Raw genomic sequence first — 22,892 nt, forward strand, 5'->3', positions numbered from 1 at the left:
GGCGGCTAGTGCGCCTGCAGCCAGTTGCGCCCGGTGCCCACTTCCACTTCCAGCGGCACGCCGTGGGGCAGCAGCAGGGCCGTGGTCATCAGCTCCTTGATTTTGGGGGTGATGTACTCCACCTCCTCTTGCACGGCGTCGAACACGAGTTCATCGTGCACCTGCAGAATCATGCGGGTCTGGAGTTTCTCCTCGCGCAGCCAGTGGTAGATGTTAATCATGGCCATCTTGATGATGTCGGCGGCCGTGCCCTGGATAGGGGCGTTGATGGCATTGCGCTCGGTGTAGCCGCGCAGCGTGGCGTTGCGCGAGTTGATGTCGCGCAGGTAGCGGCGGCGCTTGAGCAGCGTCTCGGCGTATTCCTGCTCGCGGGCGCGGTTGATGCTCTCGTCCATGAACTGCTTCACCGACGGAAATTCCTGGAAATACGTGTCGATAATGTCGGTAGCTTCCTTGCGGCTGATGCCGATGCGCTGAGCCAGGCCAAAGGCCGAAATGCCGTAGATGATGCCGAAGTTGACCGTTTTGGCCTTCCGGCGCATCTCCGAGTCCACTTCCTCAATGGGCACCTTAAACACCTTGCTGGCAGTGCTGGCGTGCACGTCGAGGCCCTGGCGGAAGGCCTCAATCATCGTTTTGTCTCCCGAGAAGTCGGCCATGATGCGCAACTCCACCTGCGAATAGTCGGCCGCTAGCAGCACGTGTTGGTCGTCGCGCGGCACGAAGGCTTTGCGGATTTCCCGGCCCTTTTCCGTGCGAATCGGAATGTTCTGCAGGTTGGGGTTCGTCGAGGACAGGCGCCCCGTGGCCGTCACGGCCTGGTTGAAGTTGGTGTGCACGCGGCCGTCGGTTTTGTTCACCAGCTGGGGCAGGGCCTCCACGTAGGTCGAGCGTAGCTTGGTGAGCTGGCGGTGCTCCAGGATGAGCGCGGCAATGGGATTTTCGGCCGCCATCTGGCTCAGGATTTCCTCGCCGGTGGCGTACTGGCCGGTTTTGGTTTTCTTGATTTTGCCGCCGCCGAGCTGGAGTTTGTCAAACAGCACCTCGCCCAGCTGCTTCGGCGAACCGATGTTGAATGGCCCGCCGGCTTCGGCAAAAATCTGGCCTTCCAGCTCCGTGATGTAGCCCTGCAATTCGGCCGAGTACTCGTTCATGGCGTTGGAATCAATCCGCACGCCCTCGTACTCGATGCTGCTCAGCACCGGCACCAAGGGGTTTTCCACGTCGTTGAGCAGGCCCAGCAGGCCCAGGTCTTTCAGCATGGGTTCGAACACGTGCTTGAGCTGCAGGGTCACGTCGGCGTCTTCGCAGGCGTAATCTTTCACCTGGGCGGGCGGCACGTCGGCCATCGTAATCTGCTTCTTGCCCTTGGGGCCGATGAGCTCCAGAATGGACACCGGCGTGTAGTGCAGGTAGGTTTCGGCCAGCACGTCCATGTTGTGGCGCATGTCGGGCTCGATGAGGTAGTGAGCCAGCATCGTGTCGAACAGCTGCCCGCTCACCTCCACGCCGTAGTGCCGCAGAATGGTGAGGTCGTACTTCACATTCTGGCCAATCTTGAGAATGTTTTCAGCCTCGAAAAACGGGCAGAACTCGTCCACAATGGCCTGCACGGCTTCCTGGTCCTCGGTGGGCACGGGCACGTAGTACGCCTCGCCCGGCAGCCAGCAGAAGCTCAGGCCCACGAGCCGCGCCGTCATGATGTCGAGCCCGGTGGTTTCGGTGTCGAAGCTGACTTCGGTTTGCTGCAACAGGAAGCTGAGCAGCGACTTGCGCAGCTCCGGCGTGTCAATCAGGTGGTATTGGTAGGGCACGTCCTCCAGCCGGCGGCGCGGGCCGCTGGGGGCGCCGTAGCCGCCGGTTTCGCCCTCCTCGGCGCCAATGGCCACCGCCTCGTCGCCGGGGTTGCCAAACAGCGAGGCCTGGCCGCTGGCCGCCACTCTGGGCCGGCGCGAACCCGTGGTGCCGGGCTTGGCCACGCTGGCCGGGGTGCGCTGGGGGCCGCCCCCGCTCAGCACGCGAGCCGCCAGCTGCCGAAACTCCAGCTCGTCAAACAGCTCGCGTAGCTTGGCTTCGTCGGGCGCGTCGAGCACCAGCTGGTCGGGCTCGAAAGGCAGCGGCACGTTCACGTGGATGGTAGCCAACTCCTTGCTCATCAGGCCTTGCTCGGCGAAGTTGCGCACGTTTTCCTGCTGCTTGCCCTTGAGTTGGTCGGAGTTGGCAATCAGGTTTTCGACGGAGCCGAACTGCTTAATCAGCGCCTTGGCCGTCTTCTCGCCGATGCCGGGAATGCCGGGAATGTTGTCCGACGCGTCGCCCTGCAGGCCCAGGATGTCAATTACCTGCTCCACCCGCTCAATCTCGAAGCGGGCCAGCACGTGGTCGACGTCCAAAATCTCGGCCGCGTTGCCCATGAAGGCGGGGCGGTAGATTTTGATTTTGTCGGTCACCAGCTGGCAGTAGTCCTTGTCGGGCGTCATCATGAACACCTCGAAGCCGTCCTTCGCCGCGTTCTGCGCCAGCGTCCCAATCACGTCATCGGCCTCAAAGCCATCCATTTGCAGGATGGGAATGTGGAAGGCTTGGATGATTTTCTTGATGTACGGAATGGCGATGCCGATATCCTCGGGCATGGCCTGGCGCTGGGCCTTGTATTCGGCAAACTGCTCGTGCCGGAAGGTCTTCTTGGCCGCGTCAAAGCACACGCCGATGTGGGTGGGCTTTTCTTTCTGCAGCACTTCCACCAGCGTGTTGGTGAAGCCGAGCACGGCCCCGGTGTTCATGCCCTTGGAATTCACGCGCGGGTTTTTGCTGAACGCAAAATGCGAGCGGTAGATGAGGGCAAAGGCGTCGAGCAGGAAGAGCTTTTTGGGCGGGGTAGGAGCGGCGGTATCGGTCATGGTAAGCGAAAGTACGGAGCAGGGAAAGCGCTTGGCTGAAGCCAAGGCTTGTTTTTTAGAAGAAAAGGCGCTAACCCCGCCTTTTGCGGTGGTTAGCGCCTTCACAGACAACAGCCATTACACCAACTGCGGGGCTACAGCGCCGGTTTCACGTCCAGCACAAAGCTGCTGCTGCCCGCCAGCCCCGTGGCCGACAAGCCTTGCACCACCACCAGATAGCGCCCGGCCTGGTCGCCGGTGTAAAACTCCAAGGTTTGGGACTGGGCGCCGGAGGTGGTGATTGCCGGGTTCCAGTACAGCAAGTTGCGCAAGTCCGGCAGGCGGCTCTTGGCGGCCTCCGGCGTGTCGTAGCGCGGGGCGTAAAACTCGCGGTGGCGCTGCACGCCTTCGTATTCCTGCACCAGCACCCGAGGGTCGAGCGGGAAGCCTTCGAGGTCGCCTTTGTAGGTGGTGAAGCTCACGATGCCGTTGTACACGGCCGTGCCGTGGAAGTACCGCCCATCCAGCACGTCCAGCTTCTGAATCTTCAACGGGTTCATGGCCATCATCTTGTTGATGTTGAACACGGGCACACCGTCCAGTAGCACCATGGGGTTATCTTGGAGCAGGGTCCTATTCAGTTTATCCGCCACCAATAGATGAAAGCCGTCCTTGCGGATGCGCACCACGACGCCGGGCACGTACTCGCGCAGCACTTCTTCCAGTACCTTGAACCGGGTGTACTTGTCCAGCAGGTACGTTTCGTTGGGCTTGCCAAAAAAGGGAAGGCTGTCGACCCGCTCCGAGGCGTACAGGTTGCGGTATTTTCCCGAAAACACGTTTTGCACCTGGGCTTGCAAGTGACGCTTTAGGTAGTCGGGCTGAAAGCGGCCCGTGAGGCCAAAGGGCGGCAATTGCACGCTGGCATAACGGTCCGAAAACGGGCTAAGCAGCGTGATGGTGCACGTGCTGTCCTGCGCCGGGTCGGTTTGCACCACCACGTCGTTGGGACCCATGAAGTGGTTCAGCTCGAAGCGCACCAAGCCCTGGGCGTTGCTTTGGGACGTGCTCAGCTGCACCAGGCGGCTCGGCGCCGAGAGGTAGGCCACCACGCCTTGCCGGGGCTGTTCGGTACCTGCCTGCGTGAGCCGGGCCTGAATAACCGGGCCATAGAGCTCCGGCAGGAACTCGAACGGCTTGGGCACGGCCAGCACGTCTTCCCACTTAAAGCGGCTCCAGCCCTGGGTGAGCATCAGGTGGTCGGTGGCTTCGGCCGCTTCCGGGCCCGTGGCCGTGAAATAGTACTCGGGGTGCTCGACGGGGCCCTGCAAGTCGGCCGTGAGCCAGAGGTAGCGGTCAATGGCCGGGCCAGCAGCGGTGGCCAGCGAGTCGAGCCGGTACACGGCCATCGACAGGTTGGCGGGGGCCGGCGCCTGCTGGTCGGCCGTGGCCACTTGCAGGCTGACTTTGTCGCGAGTGCCGTACTGCGGCTTGTCGGCGCGCGCCGTGATGGCCAGCCGGCGCTGCGGCGCCCGGAAATACAGCCGCTCGCATACCGGCTTCCGCTCCGCATTGAACAGCGTGAGGTGCGAAACCCCGTCCAGCAACTGGCTTTTGTTGATGACAAACGAGGCCCGGCCGTTGGCCAGCTGCAGCGGCGCCGTCAGGGCGATTTTTTGCCGCGAGTGGCCCAAAAGGTACAGCGTTTCCGGCCGGGTGCTGGTGGCCTCCACACTCAGCGTAAGCTGGTCGGGGCCGGCGTTGTCGAGGCGCAGCACGTAGCCCTGCTCGTAGGGCCGCGGCAGCGCCCGCGACACCACGTGGTTGTTGCCCAGCATCACGGTGGCGGTGTAGGTGTCGGAGCCGGCCGCGGGCGTGAATGAGAAGGTGCCCATGCCCTGTCGCAGCGTTTTGAACGTGGCCACCACCGCGCCGCTTTGGTTCAGCACTTTGCCTTCGGCGGCTACTCCGCGGCCGGTTTTGTCGGTTACTTTAAAGGCTACTCGGCTGCGCAGGCCGCGCACGAGGTTGCCCCCTTCCGGAAAAAACCGGGCGTCGTGGGTGGCCGAGTCCCGAGTGCTGGCTCCCGAGGCCGCAAACGTGTTGATGATGGTCACGGTGCTGTGGAAGTACGCTTCGGGACCAAAATTCTTCATCCAGCTGGTGTAGGCCCGCACCGTGTAGCTGCCCGCTGCCAGCGAAGTGGGCAACACAAACGAGCCCTGCCCCGTGGCGTTTTGCAAAGCCACCTTGCCCTGTAGCACGGGCTGGTTGGCGGCATCCAGCACTTCCACATAGGCCACGCTGCTCAGCGAAATGGGCCGGGAGTGCGTGCCGTCCACCGCGTACACTTTAAACCACATGGTCTCGCCGCAGAGGTACACGGGCCGGTCCAAGTGCAAAAACAGCTTCTCGTGCGGCGTGCGTTGCTTGTACTGGGCCAGCTTGCGCGTGAGGCCGCCCAGCGAATCCACTTGGCCCAGGGCCACTCCGGGGCTCATCAGCCAGAGCCCGGCGAAGAGGCCGAGCCAATGGCGATGGGAAAAGGGCAGCCAGTGCGGTAGAAGAGTCATGAGCTGGAAATGCATGAATGAAGACTTTTTACCAGAAGCTGGGCTTCACTGCCGTGCCGCGCGTGCGGCAATCAATGCAGTCGCGCGACTTGGCGGTGTAGCCAATAATGCTGGCTTGTTTGTTCAAGATGGCTTCGATGGGCAAATAAGCTCCGCTAGAGAAAGCGCCTTGCAATATCACGGCGGGATTGGGCGGGGGAGGACTCGGCCGGTCGATGAACACGCTGTCGGGTGGCAAGCAGGTCTCGTACCCTGTTTGAACGAACCAAGTGCTGGGCAGCTCTTGCCGGCGGATGAATAATCTCTTTTCCGTTACTGAATGAGCCCCCACATACCCCAGGGCAAGGTCAGACTCGTTATTCAAGCAGCGCACGTTGCCGGTGAGCTGGACCGGCTGGGGGTCGAAAAGCGTGCCGATGCTCTCCGTGTTTTTGCGGAGCAGCTCCCAGTAGCCGAACTCTTCTTTGGTGAGCGCGTGCTGCTGCACCAAGACGCTGTAGCGCGTGTTGAGCAGGCTCGACGTGGTGGCCAACTGGCGCACCCGGAAGTCGGTCACCACGTCCCGGCTCAGGCCCGTGGTTTTGTCGATTTGTATGATGGTGGAACGAGCGTTGCCCCAACACACCGTTGGATAAGGCACCACGATGTCCCGTATCCGACCCCCTGCGTATTCTATGTTGGGCTGGTAGAGCGGCGTGATTTCCCAGGTTTCGTCGTATTCCCAGCGGTAGTACTGGGTGGCGTTCGTGTCGTCGTGGGCGTTGACCAATATGTCGAGGCCGGCGTTGGTGGTTCGCCACCGCACGTTGTCAATGACCGGGGTGGTCTTTACCGGAACAAAATCGGACGCATACTCCTTGCCCGCCAGCGTCTTGAGGTAGAGGCGGTATTTCCGGGCCGGATTCAGCACCAGCGGCGCGGAAGTGTACGTTCCCGCCGCGCCTTCCCGCAAGGCAAAGCGTCCGCCGGCCTGTTCCTCAATCTGCACCGTGGCCTTGGTTTCGGCAGGAGGAGTTGTTTTTGCACCGATGGCGTAGGTGCGCGACAGCCGGATGGTCGTCACGCCTTGGCTGTTGAGAAAGCCGTCGACCACCAAATAGTTGGGCGGCGCGCTGATGGCGTCGGGCAAGTAGGGGTCGGTGCAGCCCCCCGTCAACAGCGCAACACACCCGAGCAGCGCCAACCAGGCGGAGAATGATAATTTGCCCATCTAGAATTTGAAATTGTACGTGACGCTGGGGATGGGGGAGCCGAAAACCGACAGCTGGTACCCCTTGATTTGGCCGTTTACCGACTTGAAGTAGATGGAATAGGGGTTCCGGCGCCCCGTGAGGTTGTACACGCCCACCGTCCAGGAGCTGTGGGCCAGCTTGTTGGCTAGGTGGCCGCCTTCGATGTTCAGCCCCAAATCGACGCGCAGGTAGTCGGGCACGCGGTAGGCGTTGCGGTCGGAGTAGAACACGCGCAGCGAGTTGCCGGCGTAGTATTTGGCCAGCGGGAGCGTGATGGGCCGGCCGGTGCTGTAGGTGAAGTTGAACGAGGAGCTGAAGCGGCGGCTGAAGCGGTAGTTGCCCACCAGCGTCACGTCGTGCGGCTTGTCGAAATTGGTGGGGTAGTAGCGCCCGCCGTTAATCATGTCGGCCGTGGTGGCGGCGTTCACCTGCACCAGCGAGCGCGAATACGTGTAGCCCACCCAGCCGTTGAGCTTGCCGGTGAGCTTCTTCACGAAAAACTCCACCCCGTACGCCTTGCCCTCGGCGTTGATGATGTCCGTTTCGATGTGGCGGTTGAGCACCAGCGTGGCGCCGCTCTTGTAGTCCACGAAGTCGCGCAGCGTTTTGTAGTACGTCTCCACCGACACCTCCACGGTGTTGTCCTTGAAATTGCGGTAGTAGCCCACCGACACTTGGTCGCCAATCTGCGGGCGCACGTTGGCGTCGCTGAGCTTCCACACATCGGCCGGCGACACCGACGCCGTGTTGGTCAGCTGGTGAATGTACTGGCGCGTGCGGGTGTAGCTGCCTTTCACCGAAGACCGGTCGTTCAGCGAGTAGCGCGCCGATACCCGGTATTCCGGGCCCTGGTAGGTGGCCAGCACCTTGTTCGCGCCCACGCGCACCGTGTCGACGATGGATGCCTCCGTGCGCGACTCGCCCGGTGCGTATTGGTACACCTCGCGCGGCCCCAAGGCCTGAAACAAGGAGTAGCGCAATCCCACCGACAGCGAAAAGCGCGGCGTGATGTCAAACCGGTCCGACGCGTACAGGGCGCTTTCCAGGGCCCGCTCCTGGGGCAGCACGTCGGGCCGTACCAGCGAGGCAGCGCCGAGGGGCGTGAAGCTGCCCGGCGCAATGTTGTAGAGCTGCGACGTGGCGCCGAAGTCAACGGTGTGGCGGGAGTTGGGAAAGTAGCTGAAGTCGGCGCGCAGCCCGCCCTGGTCGATGGCGTACTTCAGCTGCGAGGCCGACACCTCGTTGCTCCGGCTGGTGATGTCGTAGTCGTAGTGGCTGAAAGTGCCCGTGAGCACGCCGTACAGCTGGTTGTTGAAGCTGTGCCGCCATTTCAGGGTCGCGGCCTGGTTGGTGTAGCGGTACGTGGTGTCGCTGGCCAGCCGGAACCGGTCGGTGCTGAAATAAGCCGTCGCGTACACCGAGTTTTTCTCGTTGATTTCGTGGCTGATGTGGGCCGTCACGTCATAAAACGAAGCGGCACTTTGGCTGAAATTCTTGTCCGAAAGCCGGCGCAGCAGCCAGTCGGAATAGCTGGCCCGGCCGCTGATGATGAAGGCGCTCTTGTCTTTCGCCAGCGGGCCTTCCAGCGTCAGGCGGCTGGTGAGCGGCCCAATGCCGCCCGAACCCGAGAATTTCTTCTTGTTGCCCTCGCGCGTGGTGATATCCAGCACCGACGACAGGCGCCCACCGTACTTGGCCGGAATGGCGCTTTTGTACAGCTCCACGCCTTGCAGAATGTCGGGGTTGAAGGCCGAGAAAAAGCCGAACAAGTGCGACGGATTGTAGATGGTGGCGTCGTTGAACAGAATCAGGTTTTGGTCGGTGGCGCCGCCGCGCACGTTGAGGCCGGTGCTGCCTTCGCCCACGGTTTTCACGCCCGGCAACGTCATGATGACGCGCAGCACGTCGGTTTCGCCAAAGGCGGTGGGCACCTGGCGCATCGTCTTGATGTCGAGCTTCTCCAGGCCCATCTGCATGCCCGACACGTTCTTGTCCTTCTCGGCTTCGATGACGACTTCCTTCAGCGTGATGATGTCTTCCTCCACCTCGATTTCCAGCTTGCCATTGCCGCGCAGCTCCACTTGGCGCTTCGTGTTCTTGATGCCCACGCCCCGGATTTTGAGGTCGTAGCGGCCCGGCGCCAGCGTGAGCGAGTAGTAGCCAAACTGGTCGGTGCTGGCCCCCACGTTCGGCGCCTCGGAGTAGATGGACGCGCCAATTACCGGCTCGCCCGACTTTGCTTCCCGAATGTGGCCGGCCAAGGTCACGCGCCCGCTGCTGCCAGGCACCCCTATTTCGTACACCTTCACTTCGGACGCACTCACGTAGCGCGATTTGGCCACCGGGCCCACCACGGGCTCTTCCACTTGGGCGGCCACGGGGCCGTCAGGTTTGGGCTGGTAAAAATCGCCCGGCAAAACCGGATTGATGCCCGCACCCGAGGTCACGAACACCCAGCTTTCGTCGTCGATGGCAAAGCGGAAAGGCGTGTTTTGCAAGGCCTGCTCCACCACCGTTCGCACGGGCTGGTCTTGCACCCGCAAGGTCACGAAAAGGCTGTCAACCGCTTGGGGGTCGAAGTAAAAACGAAAGCCAGTTTGCGCTTCTACCTGGCTGGCAAACTGTTCAAAAACCAGGTGACTGAAGTTGCCGGTTACTCGCTTTTCGGTCTGTTGCCCATGGCTAGTCAGGCAGGCCAACAGGAAAAAGAACACAAAAAAGGCCCTGTAGGTGTGTTTCATAGCAAGGTGACGATAGCAAATGGGCAGTTGGGTGCAGACGGGCGAGCCTACAATCAGCGCGGCGGCAAGCTGCTGTAATAGCTGGCCAGCTGAACCAAGGAGTTTTCAAATGCAGCTTTCTTGAAGGACAGCGGGTGTCTTTTCAAATAGTCCTGCATCTCTTTGCTGCGGTCCGAAAACAAGCGCATGGCCGCCGCTTTTCGGCGAACCGAGTAGCAAAGCCCGGCTTTCTTGACGAAAAGCTCGTCTTCGGTCGTAAACTCCACATCAATATAGCTTTGCAGCAAATGCTCCTGCATGCGTTTGGTGCGCTTGGCCAGCACCTGCACCGTGCTATCGAGGAGCACCTCGTAAAAACCGGTTCGAATGACGCTCTTGTTCGAGCTGTCGGCCACCAGGCGCGTGAAGCGGTGCCGATTGACAGAGAACTCCCGAACGTTTTCGTTGACCAGGCGCAGGGTCAGTGGGCTTTGGGGCGGCGAGAGCACCACTTGGTCCAGCACCACGTCATACAGCAATTGCACGTTGGCAAAAGCGTGTCCGTTGTAAAAAACGCTGCCGGGTTGCTTTTCGGAGGATAGAAAAAACTGATGCCCTGTCTGTATATGGTACGGCTTGGCGTAGTCTATGTATTCCGGACCGTTGTAAAGCTGCGGATGTATCGGGAAAGCCTCTGCGTAGACCTTGTGAGCGGCGGGAACAGACGAGGCAACGTCTCCTTCGGGGGGGGCCAACTGACAGAAAGCATGCTGGCTAATGGCCAATAGGCACACCAGTAGGGAAGGGCTAGCGCGTAGTGCTTTCATAGATGTTTGGTAGGAGAGAAAGATAACCGTATGCTAATCTACCTCCTGTGCGCCATACACAATCGATATTGAATTTTATTCTTTTGAGGAATCACTTTAGTCATAACCTGAGGTCGTACTTAACTCCCGCGAGCAGGAGCATACCGCAGAATCACCGCCAGCCACTACGGCCGCCAGGTGGCGGCCAAGCGCTTGAGGCGAAGCCGTAATTTGTTGGCAGCATTCGCGCTTCACCTGGCTTTACCGTACACAAAGCATGCGCTACGTTTCCCTCGACCTCGAAACCTCCGGGCCCAACCCGCGCCGCCACCAAGTGCTGGAGCTGGCCGCCGTGGTAGAAGACAGCCGCCGCCCGCTGCCGCTGGCCGAGCTGCCCGCTTTCCGGCGCGTGGTGCGCCACCCCGAGTACGTGGGCACGGCGGGCGCCCTGGCCCTCAACGCCCGCCTGCTGGCAGAGCTGGCCCAGAAAGCGCCCAACCCCGAGCTCTGCGCCCCCGACGAGCTGCTGCCCCAGCTGCGCGTTTTCCTGGAAGCCCAGGGGTTTCGGCCCAACGACAAGGGCTGCGTGGCCGTGACCATGGCCGGCAAAAACATTGCCTCCTACGACCTGGGCTTTCTGCAGGAACTGCCCGGCTGGGGCAGCCTCGTGCGCGCCGACCCCGCCATGCTCGACCCCGCCGCGTTCTACCTCAACTGGCGCAAAGATTCGCGCCTGCCCAGCATGAGCATCTGCAAAGCCCGCGCCCGCTTCGCCGACCGGGAAGTGGCCCACGAGGCCCTCGCCGATGCGCTCGACGTGGTGCGCCTGCTGCGGCCGTTCTACGGCCTGCCCGTGTATGCCCAGGTCACGGACGTCGCCGGGGAGGAAAGCGGAATGAGCGGTTAGTAGAAAGAATCAAGCAGCAAGCGGTTTTAAGAAATTCTGTACAAAATGCGGCGCCTTGCTGCTTATGGCCAGCTACTTAAATGCGCTGCAGGCCCTTGTAGAACCCTTCCTGATACGACTTGCCGATGGGCACGAAATGACCGCCGCGCAGGTTGGCCGTGTTGTCCTCAATGGACTCGATGTGCTGCGTGTTGAGCAAATAGCTCCGATGCACCCGAATGAAGTGAGGAAACGACGCCAACCGGGCTTCCAAGGCCTTGAGCGTGGTGTACACGATGTACTTGTGCTTGGCCGTGACGATGTTGACGTAGTCGGACAGGGCTTCTACGTACAGCACTTCGTCGAAATTGATGCGCACCATGCGGCTGTTTACTTTCACAAACAAGTCGGCGTTGGCGGGCGTTTCGGCGGTGGCAGCGGGCGCGGCCTGTAAACGGGGTTTCACCCGTTGCACGGCTTGCGTGAAGCGGGCAAAATCGAAGGGCTTGACCAAGTAATCCGTCACGCGCAGCTCGAAGGCATCGACGGCAAAATCCTGCCGGGCGGTGGTGATGATGACTTCCGGCGGGTCGGCGAGGACGCGCAGGAGCTCCAACCCCGTGAGGTGAGGCATTTCAATGTCCAGAAACAGCACGTCGACCCGGTTGCCTTCGCGGAAAAAGGTCAGTCCGGCAATGCCATCGGCCAGCGAAGCTTCCAGTTTTAGGTTGGGAGTTAACTCGACGTAATGTTCGAGGGTGAGACGATTGATTTCATCGTCATCAATGATAGCGCATGTCAACATAGAGCGGGGAAGGAAGAGGCAGAAAGGCACCGACGGAAAGGAAAGTCGTTCGGCGGTATAAAGTAACCACTCGCCGGGCATATAGCGACGGCGGCGGTTCTACTGGATTTTTGGGGTCAAAAAATATATAAATTTGGCTAGTATATACTTCACAAATTGAAGCTTCAGAGTTAGTTGAAGCTTCTGATTCCTTGCTGCAAAATGGTAAACCGGTTTTTTATTGCATTGTTGATGCTGAGCGTTTCTGCGGCGCAGGCCAAATTCCGGCCCAAACCCCAGACCACCGCCGCCACGGAAGCCCGAAACGAAGCCGCTGCCCCAAGTTTTTCGGCGCAAGTGCGTCAGGCCCACCGCATCGCGTCCTTTCTAGCCGACGCCCTGGTGCTCAACAACGCCCAGCAGCACGCCGTGGAAGCCTACACCCTGGCCGAGTGCCAGGCGCTGGTGCTGGCCGCCACCCCGGCCGATGCCGCCGCCGCCCAGCAAGCGTACCGCCAGGCCGTGCGCCGGGTGCTGGCCACCAGCCAGCTGCAAACCTACGCGGCCCTGCGCCTGCGCCTGACGGACACGGCGCTGCCCCTCGACGGCACCGAGGTGGCCACGCGCTGAGCCGGCGCTACTGGCGCGTCATTTCCTGCTGCACCAAGGCTTGCACGGCGGGTTGGTCAAAGTCGGCCTCGCTTTGAATGTGGGGCATCAGCCGGGCCATGATGGCGTCTTGGCGCTGGCCCGCGGCCCAAGCCTCGGCGTAGGGCGTGTGCGAAAACGTGACTTGTGCGTAAAGCGGCGTCCAGCGGCCCGGAAACTGGGCCGCGATTTTGGCTTCAACCTTCTTTTGCAGCAGAAACCGCGGGTCGGCCACCCGGTCGCGCATTTCGGTGAAATTGTAAAGCGCGAGGTCGGCCATGGCGTCGGCATTGGGCTTGCGCTGGGCTTGGAACTCGGCGAAGACGGTGGGCCAGGCGTGGTCGCCGTGCTGGTCGAGCAAGTCGTTGAGCACGCTGCAGTCTTCGAAGCCGGCGTTCATGCCCTGGCCATAAAAGGGCACGATGGCGTGCGAGGCGTCGCCGAGGAGCAGCACGTCGTCGTCGTACTTCCACGGAAAGCACTTGATGGTGACCAGCGAGCCCGTGGGGTGCTCGAAAAACTCCTGCACCAGCTCCGGCATCAGCGGCACGGCGTCGGGAAATACCCGCTCGAAAAAAGCGCTGACGTCGGCCGGGGTTTGCAGCACAGCGAAGCTTTCGGGGCCTTCAAACGGGAAAAACAGCGTGCAGTTGAACGAGCCGTCGAGGTTGGGCAGGGCAATCATCAGGTACTGCCCGCGGGGCCAGATGTGCAGGGCGTTTTTCTCTAACGGCCACGCGCCGCCGGGCCCGGCCGCAATGGTGAGCTCCTTGTAGCCGTATTCGAGGTAGTCCTGCGAGTAGTCGTAGCGGTCGGTTTTCTGCAGGGCGCCACGCACCGCCGAAAACGCCCCGTCGGTACCAAAAAGGCGGGTGTAAGGCTCGGTGTGCTCCTGCTGAGTGGCGGTGTCGAGCAGGTGCAGCTCCTGCTTTTTCAGGTCGATGTGCAGGCACTGCTGGCCGAACTGCAGCCGCACGTTGGGCTGGGCTTCGGCCAGGTCGAGCAGGCGGCGGTTGAGGTGGCCGCGGTTGACGGAGTAAATGGCCTGCCCGTCTTGGCCATAGGGCTGACGGGTGAGGTTGCCTTGCGCGTCGTGCATCACCCGGCCCGTCATCGGGATGCCCACCTGGCGGATGTCATCGGCCACGCCCACGCCCTCCAGGGCACGCCAGCCGCGGTCCGACAGCGCCAGGTTGATGGAGCGGCCCTCCTGAAAGCCCGCCCGCCGCGGGTCGGCGCGCCGCTCAAAGACTTGCACCGGATGGCCGCGCCGCGCCAGATACAAGGATAGCAAGGAGCCCACTAGGCCGGCTCCCATCACGGTGAGGGGCTCGGCGGCGGGCATTGGGGTAATATTTGAAGGCATAAACTAGGCGAGTGACAAGGGGCAAGAACGAGGGGAGGCGGCTAAGCTACTACGTGCCGAACGCCTGGGAAGTAGCTGGAAATAGATTCGCCGGCTAAGTAACCGGGCTCATCGTGAATTGGTCTTGCTTAAACGGAATTTCTACAGATGAGCCAATCGTGGCCGGACCTTTGAATGAGTAGAACAAAACTACTTTTCACTATGACTCATTTTCGATTCCGCTATAAGCGGGTTGGCTACATTCGCTGGCGCCGTCGTTCTACTTTTCGCCCTGCTGTGTTGGTTGTGCCGGCCTTGGCAACGGCCGAGCTCGGCGCGCCCAGCAAAGCCGCCTGGCGACGCACGGCGAAGGTGGTTGTGGCATCGGAAGCCCCGACGTTACCAAACACCGTTATTTTGCACATTGGGGAGTTCATTGTGAGCGAGGAAGGCGACCCTCAACTTTTAGGGCATCCAGATATAAGATATTAATGCGTTGTCCGTCATGCATTTTGTGATGGTAGCACACCATATAATATAAAATGCTACTTCGATACATATGGGAAAAAGGTGGTAGATTTGTAATCCGCTTTTTTAACTTTCCCAATATGCGTCAATTTTACATTAGTTTTATTTTATGCCTGTTGCTCGCTCTGGGTAGCCAAGCACAGACCACTACGTCCATTAGCGGCACGGTTCAGACCGAAGCCGGCATGCCGCTGCCTGGCGCCACCGTTTTTGTGAAGGGCACCTTTGCCGGCAGCGGCACCAACGAGGAAGGGCAGTTCGATTTGAAATCGGACTTTTCTAAGGGCCCGCTGGTGTTATCCGTTTCGTTTGTGGGGTACGAAACCCAGGAGCTCACCCTGACCGAGCCCGATGCTGCTCTCATCGTCACGCTTCGCCCCAGCGCCATGCTCGACCAAGTGGTGGTAGCGGCTTCGCGTGTGGAGGAAAGCATTGGCCAAGTGCCGGTAACGGTGGAAAAGCTCAACCAGCGCCAAGTCGAGCAAATTACCACGCCGGACCTAGTGGCCGGCCTGGGCCGCTTCAAGGGCATCGACGTGAGCAGCTCCAGCTTGCTCACCACCAGCTTCAGCACCCGGGGCTTCAATTCCTCGCGCTCGGACCGGGTCATCCAGTTGGCCGACTACATGGACACGCAGCTGCCCAGCCTGAGCACTAATTTCGGGAACATGCTGGGCGCGCCGGTGCTCGACGTAGCCAGCGTGGAAATCGTGCACGGCCCAGCCTCGGCCCTCTACGGCGCCAACGCCTTCAACGGCGTGCTGCTCACCAACTCCAAAGACCCGTTCCAAGACCCCGGCCTGACGGTGCGGCTGCGCGGCGGCACCCGCGACCTGCTGGACGGCCAACTGCGCTACGCCGTAAAAATCGGCGAGCGGTTGGCCTTCAAAATTTCGGGCGGGGCTGTGGTGGCCAACGACTTCCTGGCCGACAACGAGGACGCGACTTCGCAGCTGATTGAGCCAGCCAACAACCCCGCCGGTTCTAATTTGGGCTACGACGCGGTGAGCCGCTACGGCGACCTCGGCTTCGCTTACACTGCGGCGGCCGGCGCCCTGGCCGGAAAAACCGTGTTTTTGCCCGGCTACACGGAGCGGCAACTGGTGGCCGGGGACGACAAGTCGCACTCGTACAAAATCGCGCCCAGCGTGTCGTACCTGCTCAGCAGCCGCGTCAAAGCCACCCTCGACTACCGCTACGCCAATGCCACCACCACCTACCAGGCCGCCAGCCGCTACCGCTTCGTCAACAGCGGCGCGCAGCAGATGCGGGCCCAGCTGGAAGGCCAAAACTGGGTGGTGCGAGCTTTCAGCACGCAGGATTTTTCGGGCCGGCGCGACCCGCAGTCCGACGGCTCCTACAACCTGGGCTTTCTGGGCGGCTTCCTGCAGGCCCAGCCGGTGGCTGGCGCGCCCATGGACCCCGCGTTGGGACGGCCGGTGAACTACGCCGAACGCTACTTTAACGCCTACGCCGGCGTGTATAACCGGGCCTTCCGCCGCAGCGGGGGCAATGCCGACTTCGCGGCCCTCACCGCACGCGACTCGGCTGGCATCCGGGCGCCGCTGCTGCAGCCTGGCAGCCCCGAATTCAACGCCGCCCGCAACCAGATTATCCACGACCCGACGCCCGGCAAAGGCGCCCGGCTCGTCATCCGCTCCATTCTGAACGAAGGCAGCGCGCAGTACAATTTCAAAAACTCCTTCGCCGACCTGACCGTGGGCGGGGCCTACCGCCAGTTTCTGCTGGGCTCCGACGGCAGCATCTTCGCCGACACCCGCGACGGCGACCGCATCCGCAACTACGAATACGGCGCCTATGCCCAGGCCAGCAAGTCGCTGCTCGACGACCACCTGAAGCTGGCTGCCGCCGGCCGCGTCGACCGCTTCCAGAACTTTGGCACCGCGTTTTCGCCCCGTGCCTCGGCAGTGTACTCGCTGGGGGCAGACAAGCTTCAGAACTTCCGCCTCAGCTACGGCCGCGCCTTCCGGTCGCCCAGCCAGGACCAGCAGTACATCCGGCTGGACATCAGCCGCGCCGTGTTGCTGGGCAACGTGGGCAAGGGCTTCGATGGCTACTCCTTGACGGTGCTGAAAGGCGCTTCGCCGGCGGATGCCAACAATTTCTATCGCGCCGACCGGCTGAAGCTCGAAGAAGTGAATAGCTACGAAGCCGGCTACCGGGCCCAGCTTGCCAAAAAGCTGTACGTGGACGTGGACTATTTCTTCAACACGTTCAACAACTTCATTGCCACTCAGAACTTTGTCGGCCGCCTCGACGGCACCCGGCCGGCCCCTGCCGAACTCGCCACCACCAACCTCCCTGGCAGCAGTGTGCGCGTCATCCAGGTGGCGGCCAACGTGGACCAGCGCGTGCAAAGCCAGGGCGCGGGCCTTACGTTGAACTATGCTTTCGCGCCGGCCCTCACCGTGAGCGGCAACTATAGCTACAACGACCTTATCACGAAGGAGTTTAAAGCCGGTACGCAGTCGTTTTTCAACACGCCCCGCCACAAGTTCAACCTCGGCTTCGACGGCCAGGCCCTGGACCGCCAGCTGAGCTACAACCTGAACTACCGCTGGGTCGATGCCTTCCTGTACGAGTCGACTTTTGCTACCGGTACCGTGCCCGTGGCCCAGACCGTGGACGTGCAGGTAGGCTACACGCTCAAGGCCCTGCACACCACCTTGCAAGTGGGAGCCAGCAACCTGTTTGACGCGCCCAACCTGCAGGTGTACGGCTCGCCCAGCATCGGCCGAATTGCTTACGCCGGGTTGCTCTTCGATATCAAGTAATTAGATAGGAGATAGGAAGAATTAGACTTCTGTACAGATGAGTTAAGTTCCGTATTCCCTTTTTTATAGCGGTTTTCTCAAAATTAGAATTCCAATTGTCCAAAAAGCCTCGGCGTTCTTACTGCCGGGGCTTTTTTTATTGGCTGGCAGACGTCGCAGCTCAGCGCTATTGTACTGATAATAAGTGCAACATATTCTTGAATTAACAGCGGCTGTAGGGAGCAGGAAAGTAAGCGGAGGGGCATGGTACACTAGTTGTAAATAATTGGCTTGCCGTCGCATTGTCGACGGTGCCTACTTGCTTTTATCTGCTTTATCTACTGCATTATGGCTCCCACTATCCTTGTCCGCCGCCGCAAGCACCTGTGTTTGCCTCCCAAGTTCCAGAAGCAGCTCACGGCCAAAACCCGGCTAACCCTGGAGCCCGCTTTGCGCCATTCCCTCCCCGTGCTGCCACTGGCTCCGTCGCGGCGCATGGGCGGGTACGTCATTGGGTTTGGCATGTGCCCAAGCCTTCACGGCCACCCCGACATTCATTATCATTTTTAGGCCCCTCTTGGCTGGTGCGTGCTGGCACGGCAGGAGGTGACGCTTATTCGCTAGCCACCCACCGAAACGTCAGGTTCAGGCGCGGGCCTACGGGGCGCGCGGTTTTGGGCAGCGCGTGCTGCCAGTGCTGCTGGGTGGGGCCCGCCATCACGAGCAGGCTGCCACTGGGCAAATCGAGGGCCTGCGGTGGGTGGCCCAGCCCGGGCCGGGGCCGCAGCCGAAACCGGCGCGTGGCCCCCAAGCTTAGCGAAGCAATGACCGGAGCGGGCCCCAACTCGGGTTCGTCGTCGGCGTGCCAGCCCATGCTGTCGCGGCCGTCGCGGTAGAAATTCAGCAGCACGCTGTTGAAGCGGGCTCCGGTGGCGGCTTCCAGGCGTTGGCGCAAGGCGTGCAGCGCCGGCGTCCAGGGGCGTGGCTCCCAAGTCAGGCCCGAGTAGGTGTAGCGCGCGGCAGGGTCGCCGTACCACGCCGTCAGGCGCGGCTGCGGCAGCTCCTGCCCAAACATGCGAATGGCGCGTTGTTCCCAGGCGACCTCGGCCGTGAGCAACGCCAGCAGCGTGGCGGCTTCGTCGGCCGGCAAAAAGGCGGGGTCGAAACGCAGGTCGGCTTGAGGCAGGAGCAGAGCAGAAAGGGACACGCGCGGGAGGATGCCGCCAACGGCAGCGTTTGGAAAGAAGGACACGGAAACTACGTGCCCTCACAAAGGTGGGCTAGCGGGGCATCATGCGCTCCAGCTCCTGGCGCACCTCTTTGGGCTGCTGCTCGATGAGGTAGATGTTCAGCTTTTGCAGCCCAAACACCAGCGCGAAGCAAATGAGCAAGGGCGCAAGCCAGCCCCGGCTGCGGTAGTTGGTTACGCCCACGTGCCGCGGCCAAAACCAAAGCACGTAAGCCAGGATGGCCGGGAGGTTGAACATGGGGCCGTACCAGGGGCTTAAGCCGTAGCGGGGCAACGCCCATTTCAGGGCCAGGCCACCGGCCACGCAATAGGCCACAATGAAGAGCACCAAGCCCAGCAGGGCCCGCTTGCGGTCTAGGCGCCACAGGTTCAGGCCCAGCAGGATGCCGCCGGCCAGCATGGTGAATGGCACCGAAAACAGCACGATGGTGACCGGAGAATACAGCGCCGGTCCGGTGTCGTCGGCTACGTCAGGGTCGGCGGCGGTGGCAGTGGCCTGGCGGCGCTCGGCATCGGCGGCTTCTTCGTGGCTGCGGTGGGCGGCCGCGGCGGCTTCTAGGGCGGGGCGCAGGGAGGCTTCTTCGGGAGCGGGCTGGCCCCGGCGGCGCAGCTCGTCGAGGGCGGCCAGCACGGCCGCTTCGCGGTATTGGGCATGGCCGGTCACGTATTCGCGCAGGGCCGCGTCGGTCTTGAGCAGCATCTTAGCGGCGTAATCTTCCATGAGAGAGTTAAAAGTAAAAAGTTAAAAAGGTAAAAAGAGAGTTTTCGAACATAAGGGTTGATGCCGTAGAACACCACCCAGAGCGGTTTTAACCCTTCACTTTTAACTTTTAACTGAAAAAAATTGCCGCAGCGCTTCGCCTACCCGGTGCACGTCCTCAAACGAATTATACAAGGGTACGGGTGCCAGGCGAATGACGTTGGGCTCGCGCCAGTCGGCAATGATGCCCCGGGCGGCTAGGTAGTCGAACAACTCGCGGCCCCGCCGGTGCACCAGCACCGAGAGCTGGCAGCCGCGCTGCGCCGGGTCGGCGGGGGTGATGATTTCCAACTGCTCTTTGGGCAAGCCCAAGTCCTGAATGAGGGTTTCGAGGGCGGCGGTGAGCTGCTCGCTCTTGCGCCGCAGGGCGGCCATGCCCCCGGCCCGGTCCACTAGCTCCAGGCTGGCGCGGTGAATGGCCATGGGAAAAATTTGGGCGTTGGAAAGCTGCCAGCCGGCGGCGCCGGGCATGGGCCGGAAGCCCTTCTTCATCTGGAACCGGTCGGCGGGGTCGTGGCCCCACCAACCGGCCAGGCGCAGCAAGTCGGGCCGGTGCGCAAACCGCTCGTGCACAAACACGCCCGAGGTGCCGCCCGGCCCCGAGTTGAGGTACTTGTAGGAACACCAGCAGGCAAAATCTACGTCCCAATCGTGCAGGTGCATTTCCAGGTTGCCGGCCGCGTGGGCCAGGTCGAACCCCACCAAGGCGCCCACCGCGTGGCCCGCCCGCGTGATGGCGGCCATGTCGAAGGCCTGCCCGGTGTAGTAGTTCACGCCCCCGATGAGGACGGTGGCCAGCGTTTCGCCTAGTTCCTGAATTTTGGCCTCGATGTCTTGGGTGCGCAGGGTGTGTTCGCCGGGGCGGGGCACCAGTTCCACAATGACTTCGGCGGGGTCGAGGCCGTGCAGCCGGGCCTGGCTTTCGATGGCGTATTGGTCCGACGGAAAGGCGCCGCCTTCCATCAAGATTTTGTAGCGCGTGGCCGTGGGCTGATAAAACGACACCAGCAGCAAGTGCAGGTTCACGGTCAGGTTATTCATCACTACCACTTCGAGCGGGCGGGCACCCACCAAGCGGGCCGACGCCTCGGTCAACGTTTCGTGGTAGTGCATCCAGGGCGAGGTGCCGTGGAAGTGGCCTTCCACGCCCAGCCGCTCCCAGGCCTCAAATTCCTGCTCCACGGCCGCACGAGCCGCTTTGGGCTGCAGGCCGAGTGAGTTGCCGCATAAGTAGGCGCAGGGCTGCCCATCGGGGCGGGCCGGGATATGAAATTCTTGGCGGAGACCGGCTAGTGGGTCGGCGGCGTCGAGCTCGGCCGCGGTAGCAAGGGTAAACGTGGAAGTCATGGCCGCAAAGGTCGGCGCAAAGCCGGTGCGCATGCTAACAAAAGGTTATGGCATCAGCAGCGACGTGGCCGTCCTACTGCACCACATAGCCTTGCAGAAAACATTCCAGCAGGTGCAACTGCATGACCAGGTTGAACATGTAGAGCACCATGGTGATTTCGCGCTGCCAGCGCAGCTGCCGCAGCATGAGGTAAGCAAACAAGTAGGCACTAAGCAAGCCAAAATACCACAGGGCTTGCCCCCATGTGAAGTTGTCGAACTCCAGGGTAAACGCCCCAAATGTTTGCCACAGCACCAGCGTGGCCAGCAGCAGGTAAAAATAGTAGTGCCGCGGCCACGCCGGCTGGGCATTCAAATGCCACACGAGCACCACAAAAAACGGGGTAGCAAATAGGTAGCGGCTGAAATTCCAAATGCTCCCTGCTTGGTACAGCACGATGAACAAAGCAATGCTGATGCAGTAGCCCAAGGCAAACAGCACCACCGGCGGCACATTGGGCAATGGATGCTGCCGGCGCTTCAGCCACCGTACACCCAGCCAGAGGCCGGTCGTAATGGAGGCAGCGCCCAGCCACAGCCCCAAGGCGTCGAGCCACAGCATATTAATTCCCGAGGGCGTGAAAAACGGGAGCTGGGGCCACTGCAGTCCGCGCCCCCAAAACTTCTGCGCTTTCACGAAAGCAAACGGTTCGCCTACTTGGAGCCATTGAAAAAAGGCCACCGCTCCGACCGACCCGGCAACGGCCAGCAGTCCCGCGCCCCCCCAGCGCAATGCCCGGCGCGCCTGGCCCGGTTGGGAGGCCCACAGCAGCGTCGTGAACAGCAGCGCCGGAGTGAACATGGCACTGGCCGAGCGGGTGAGACCGCAGCCCAACAGGCCCAGCATCCACCAGCCCAGCCGCTCGCGGTGCAACCCCACAAGGACCAACGTGGCACACAGAAAAAAAGCGCCTCCGTGTAGGGGATAACCATAAACAGCAGCGGCGGGGTGGACAACAGCAGCAGCACCGTGCGTGGCGGCAGCCGCAACTGCTGCGCCAGCCAGGCAAAGGCGGCTACAAACAAGCCGAGATTGAGCATCCCCATGCCGAAAGCCCCAAGTCCGGACAGCCGCCATGCGTAGGGAAACAGCGGGAAAAACGCGGCCGAACTCATGCCCGTTTCGGAGTATGAGTAGCCTTGCTCGCGAATCAGGTTGTACCAGTACACGTCCCACCGGGCCACGTTGCCGTCGTTGGGCAAGTATCGGATGATGCCGAAGCAATACAGCGCAGAAGTCAGCGCGGCCAGCAGCAACAGGTGGCCGCCCACCGCAAGAACGGCCGGGTAACGCCTTGCCAGTGAAGCCGGGGCAGTAAGTAAACTCACGGAACAGAGAAGAAAAAGTCGGGTTCAGAGCGGTTAGCGCCACCCTTCCAGCGTTAGGTCGTCGAAATATTTAGCTGCGCCCCGCTCCGGACACCACACGTACACCAGCACTTCGTCGGTGGGGTCCAGGTCGGCGGGTAAGTGGATGGTTTTGGTGATGGGTTCCCACATTTGATAGCGCCGCACCACAGCATCAATATTCAGCGCCCGCCAGATGTTGGGGCGGCGGTCGTGGCACCGAATTTCTACCACCAGCTTGGTCGAGCGGATGAGGCCACTGGTGAGGTACACCCACCCGCGCAGACGCAAGCGTGAAGGCACAAAAGCGCAACGCCCCAGGGTGGTATGATAGGGCGCCACGTACTCGGCGCCATCGGCCACGTAGTATGAATAACGCCCGGAGTGTGCCTGCGCGGTGCTCAGAAAAGGAGGCAGCGGATTTGCCCACCCCTCGAACTGTTCAAAATCGGAATTCAGCAGCACACAGCGCTCGGTAGCAGCAGAGCTGCAGCCACTCAACACACCCAGCATGCTGAATCCAATCAGTCCACTCAATAAACACCGCAAGACAGCATTGAACATCAGAGAAAGTAGCAAGTGAGTGCACGAATGTGCTGATTATAAATGCCGGCTCGGCAGGTATTGTCAGTGCTTGAATAAGTGCCCCGATACCCCCAGCCAGTCCAGGGCGTTCTGGCCCAGCATTTGGGCTTTGATGTCGGCCGGAAACGGCATGGACTTGATGAGCTGGCCCGGCTGCAGCTCGCCCAGCGGAAAGGGATAATCGGTGCCCAGCGTGATTTTGTCCGCGCCCAGGGTCTTCACCAAGTAGTCGAGCATCAACGGGTCGTGCACCAGCGAGTCGACCCAAAACTTGCCCAAGTAGTTGCGCGGGTTGTGCGGGTTGTCGATGGCGCAGAGGTCGGGCCGCACCTGCCAGCCGTGCTCAATGCGGCCTATGGTGCTGGCAAACGAGCCCCCGCCGTGGGCCAC

General features: G+C 61.4%; 17 protein-coding genes. 4 read left to right on the forward strand and 13 right to left on the reverse strand.

Annotated elements, in window-relative coordinates:
- Positions 1-5 precede the first annotated feature (5 nt).
- From polA to VF629_RS22010, 5 genes are all read right to left on the reverse strand, one after another.
- Positions 6-2,900, reverse strand: a complete 2,895-nt coding sequence (gene polA / locus VF629_RS21990) for a DNA polymerase I (protein WP_331060656.1) — start codon at positions 2,898-2,900, stop codon at positions 6-8.
- Between the two features lie 134 nt (positions 2,901-3,034).
- Positions 3,035-5,452: an MG2 domain-containing protein gene (locus VF629_RS21995; RefSeq protein ID WP_331060657.1), complete on the reverse strand. Its 2,418-nt coding sequence runs from the start codon at positions 5,450-5,452 to the stop codon at positions 3,035-3,037.
- 28 nt (positions 5,453-5,480) lie between these two features.
- Positions 5,481-6,662, reverse strand: a complete 1,182-nt coding sequence (locus VF629_RS22000) for a DUF4249 domain-containing protein (RefSeq protein ID WP_331060658.1) — start codon at positions 6,660-6,662, stop codon at positions 5,481-5,483.
- Positions 6,663-9,425 carry a TonB-dependent receptor gene (locus VF629_RS22005; RefSeq protein WP_331060659.1) on the reverse strand — a complete coding sequence of 921 codons (2,763 nt, stop codon included), beginning with the start codon at positions 9,423-9,425 and terminating at the stop codon, positions 6,663-6,665.
- Between the two features lie 53 nt (positions 9,426-9,478).
- Positions 9,479-9,949 (reverse strand): hypothetical protein, encoded by a 471-nt coding sequence (locus VF629_RS22010; protein WP_331060660.1) that lies wholly within the window; start codon positions 9,947-9,949, stop codon positions 9,479-9,481.
- Between the two features lie 538 nt (positions 9,950-10,487).
- Here VF629_RS22010 and VF629_RS22015 point away from each other — a divergent pair.
- Positions 10,488-11,117, forward strand: a complete 630-nt coding sequence (locus VF629_RS22015) for a hypothetical protein (protein ID WP_331060661.1) — start codon at positions 10,488-10,490, stop codon at positions 11,115-11,117.
- Between the two features lie 76 nt (positions 11,118-11,193).
- On the opposite strand, the gene VF629_RS22020 is transcribed toward VF629_RS22015, so the two are convergent.
- Complete coding sequence (locus tag VF629_RS22020) at positions 11,194-11,901, reverse strand: LytTR family DNA-binding domain-containing protein (RefSeq protein WP_331060662.1); 708 nt, start codon at positions 11,899-11,901, stop codon at positions 11,194-11,196.
- Positions 11,902-12,132: 231 nt separating this feature from the next.
- Between VF629_RS22020 and VF629_RS22025 the strand changes: the two genes are divergently transcribed.
- Positions 12,133-12,510, forward strand: a complete 378-nt coding sequence (locus VF629_RS22025) for a hypothetical protein (RefSeq protein WP_331060663.1) — start codon at positions 12,133-12,135, stop codon at positions 12,508-12,510.
- Positions 12,511-12,517: 7 nt separating this feature from the next.
- On the opposite strand, the gene VF629_RS22030 is transcribed toward VF629_RS22025, so the two are convergent.
- A complete protein-coding gene (locus VF629_RS22030; protein WP_331060664.1) occupies positions 12,518-13,894 on the reverse strand; it encodes an NAD(P)/FAD-dependent oxidoreductase in 1,377 nt (458 codons plus the stop codon).
- 587 nt (positions 13,895-14,481) lie between these two features.
- On the opposite strand from VF629_RS22030, the gene VF629_RS22035 reads away from it, so the two are divergent.
- Positions 14,482-17,196 carry a TonB-dependent receptor gene (locus tag VF629_RS22035; protein WP_331060665.1) on the forward strand — a complete coding sequence of 905 codons (2,715 nt, stop codon included), beginning with the start codon at positions 14,482-14,484 and terminating at the stop codon, positions 17,194-17,196.
- Between the two features lie 327 nt (positions 17,197-17,523).
- Positions 17,524-17,745: a hypothetical protein gene (locus tag VF629_RS22040; RefSeq protein WP_331060666.1), complete on the forward strand. Its 222-nt coding sequence runs from the start codon at positions 17,524-17,526 to the stop codon at positions 17,743-17,745.
- Positions 17,746-17,788: 43 nt separating this feature from the next.
- On the opposite strand, the gene VF629_RS22045 is transcribed toward VF629_RS22040, so the two are convergent.
- From VF629_RS22045 to VF629_RS22070, 6 genes are all read right to left on the reverse strand, one after another.
- Entirely contained in the window at positions 17,789-18,382 is a 594-nt protein-coding gene (locus VF629_RS22045) for an alpha-ketoglutarate-dependent dioxygenase AlkB (RefSeq protein WP_331060667.1), read from the reverse strand.
- A 73-nt stretch (positions 18,383-18,455) separates the two neighbouring features.
- The gene (locus tag VF629_RS22050; RefSeq protein WP_331060668.1) at positions 18,456-19,145 is read right to left on the reverse strand and encodes a hypothetical protein; all 690 of its coding nucleotides are present in this window, start codon (positions 19,143-19,145) and stop codon (positions 18,456-18,458) included.
- Positions 19,146-19,247: 102 nt separating this feature from the next.
- Positions 19,248-20,564: a kynureninase gene (gene kynU, locus VF629_RS22055; RefSeq protein WP_331060669.1), complete on the reverse strand. Its 1,317-nt coding sequence runs from the start codon at positions 20,562-20,564 to the stop codon at positions 19,248-19,250.
- A gap of 40 nt (positions 20,565-20,604) precedes the next feature.
- Positions 20,605-21,450 carry a hypothetical protein gene (locus VF629_RS22060; protein WP_331060670.1) on the reverse strand — a complete coding sequence of 282 codons (846 nt, stop codon included), beginning with the start codon at positions 21,448-21,450 and terminating at the stop codon, positions 20,605-20,607.
- A gap of 482 nt (positions 21,451-21,932) precedes the next feature.
- Complete coding sequence (locus VF629_RS22065) at positions 21,933-22,382, reverse strand: hypothetical protein (protein ID WP_331060671.1); 450 nt, start codon at positions 22,380-22,382, stop codon at positions 21,933-21,935.
- Positions 22,383-22,544: 162 nt separating this feature from the next.
- The coding region (locus tag VF629_RS22070; protein ID WP_331060672.1) for an amidohydrolase family protein at positions 22,545-22,892 on the reverse strand (348 nt) is incomplete at its 5' end.

The organism is Hymenobacter sp., from assembly GCF_036388155.1.
Lineage (GTDB): Bacteria > Bacteroidota > Bacteroidia > Cytophagales > Hymenobacteraceae > Hymenobacter.

What these genes read in the sequence shown, in the direction of transcription:
- VF629_RS22025 (WP_331060663.1), top strand. Translation starts at nt 12,133, where the DNA reads ATGCTGAGCGTTTCTGCGGCGCAGGCCAAATTCCGGCCCAAACCCCAG.
- VF629_RS22020 (WP_331060662.1), bottom strand. Translation starts at nt 11,901, where the DNA reads ATGTTGACATGCGCTATCATTGATGACGATGAAATCAATCGTCTCACC.
- VF629_RS22015 (WP_331060661.1), top strand. Translation starts at nt 10,488, where the DNA reads ATGCGCTACGTTTCCCTCGACCTCGAAACCTCCGGGCCCAACCCGCGC.
- VF629_RS22030 (WP_331060664.1), bottom strand. Translation starts at nt 13,894, where the DNA reads ATGCCTTCAAATATTACCCCAATGCCCGCCGCCGAGCCCCTCACCGTG.
- kynU (WP_331060669.1), bottom strand. Translation starts at nt 20,564, where the DNA reads ATGCGCACCGGCTTTGCGCCGACCTTTGCGGCCATGACTTCCACGTTT.
- polA (WP_331060656.1), bottom strand. Translation starts at nt 2,900, where the DNA reads ATGACCGATACCGCCGCTCCTACCCCGCCCAAAAAGCTCTTCCTGCTC.
- VF629_RS22000 (WP_331060658.1), bottom strand. Translation starts at nt 6,662, where the DNA reads ATGGGCAAATTATCATTCTCCGCCTGGTTGGCGCTGCTCGGGTGTGTT.
- VF629_RS22040 (WP_331060666.1), top strand. Translation starts at nt 17,524, where the DNA reads ATGGCTCCCACTATCCTTGTCCGCCGCCGCAAGCACCTGTGTTTGCCT.
- VF629_RS22035 (WP_331060665.1), top strand. Translation starts at nt 14,482, where the DNA reads ATGCGTCAATTTTACATTAGTTTTATTTTATGCCTGTTGCTCGCTCTG.
- VF629_RS21995 (WP_331060657.1), bottom strand. Translation starts at nt 5,452, where the DNA reads ATGACTCTTCTACCGCACTGGCTGCCCTTTTCCCATCGCCATTGGCTC.
- VF629_RS22005 (WP_331060659.1), bottom strand. Translation starts at nt 9,425, where the DNA reads ATGAAACACACCTACAGGGCCTTTTTTGTGTTCTTTTTCCTGTTGGCC.
- VF629_RS22050 (WP_331060668.1), bottom strand. Translation starts at nt 19,145, where the DNA reads ATGGAAGATTACGCCGCTAAGATGCTGCTCAAGACCGACGCGGCCCTG.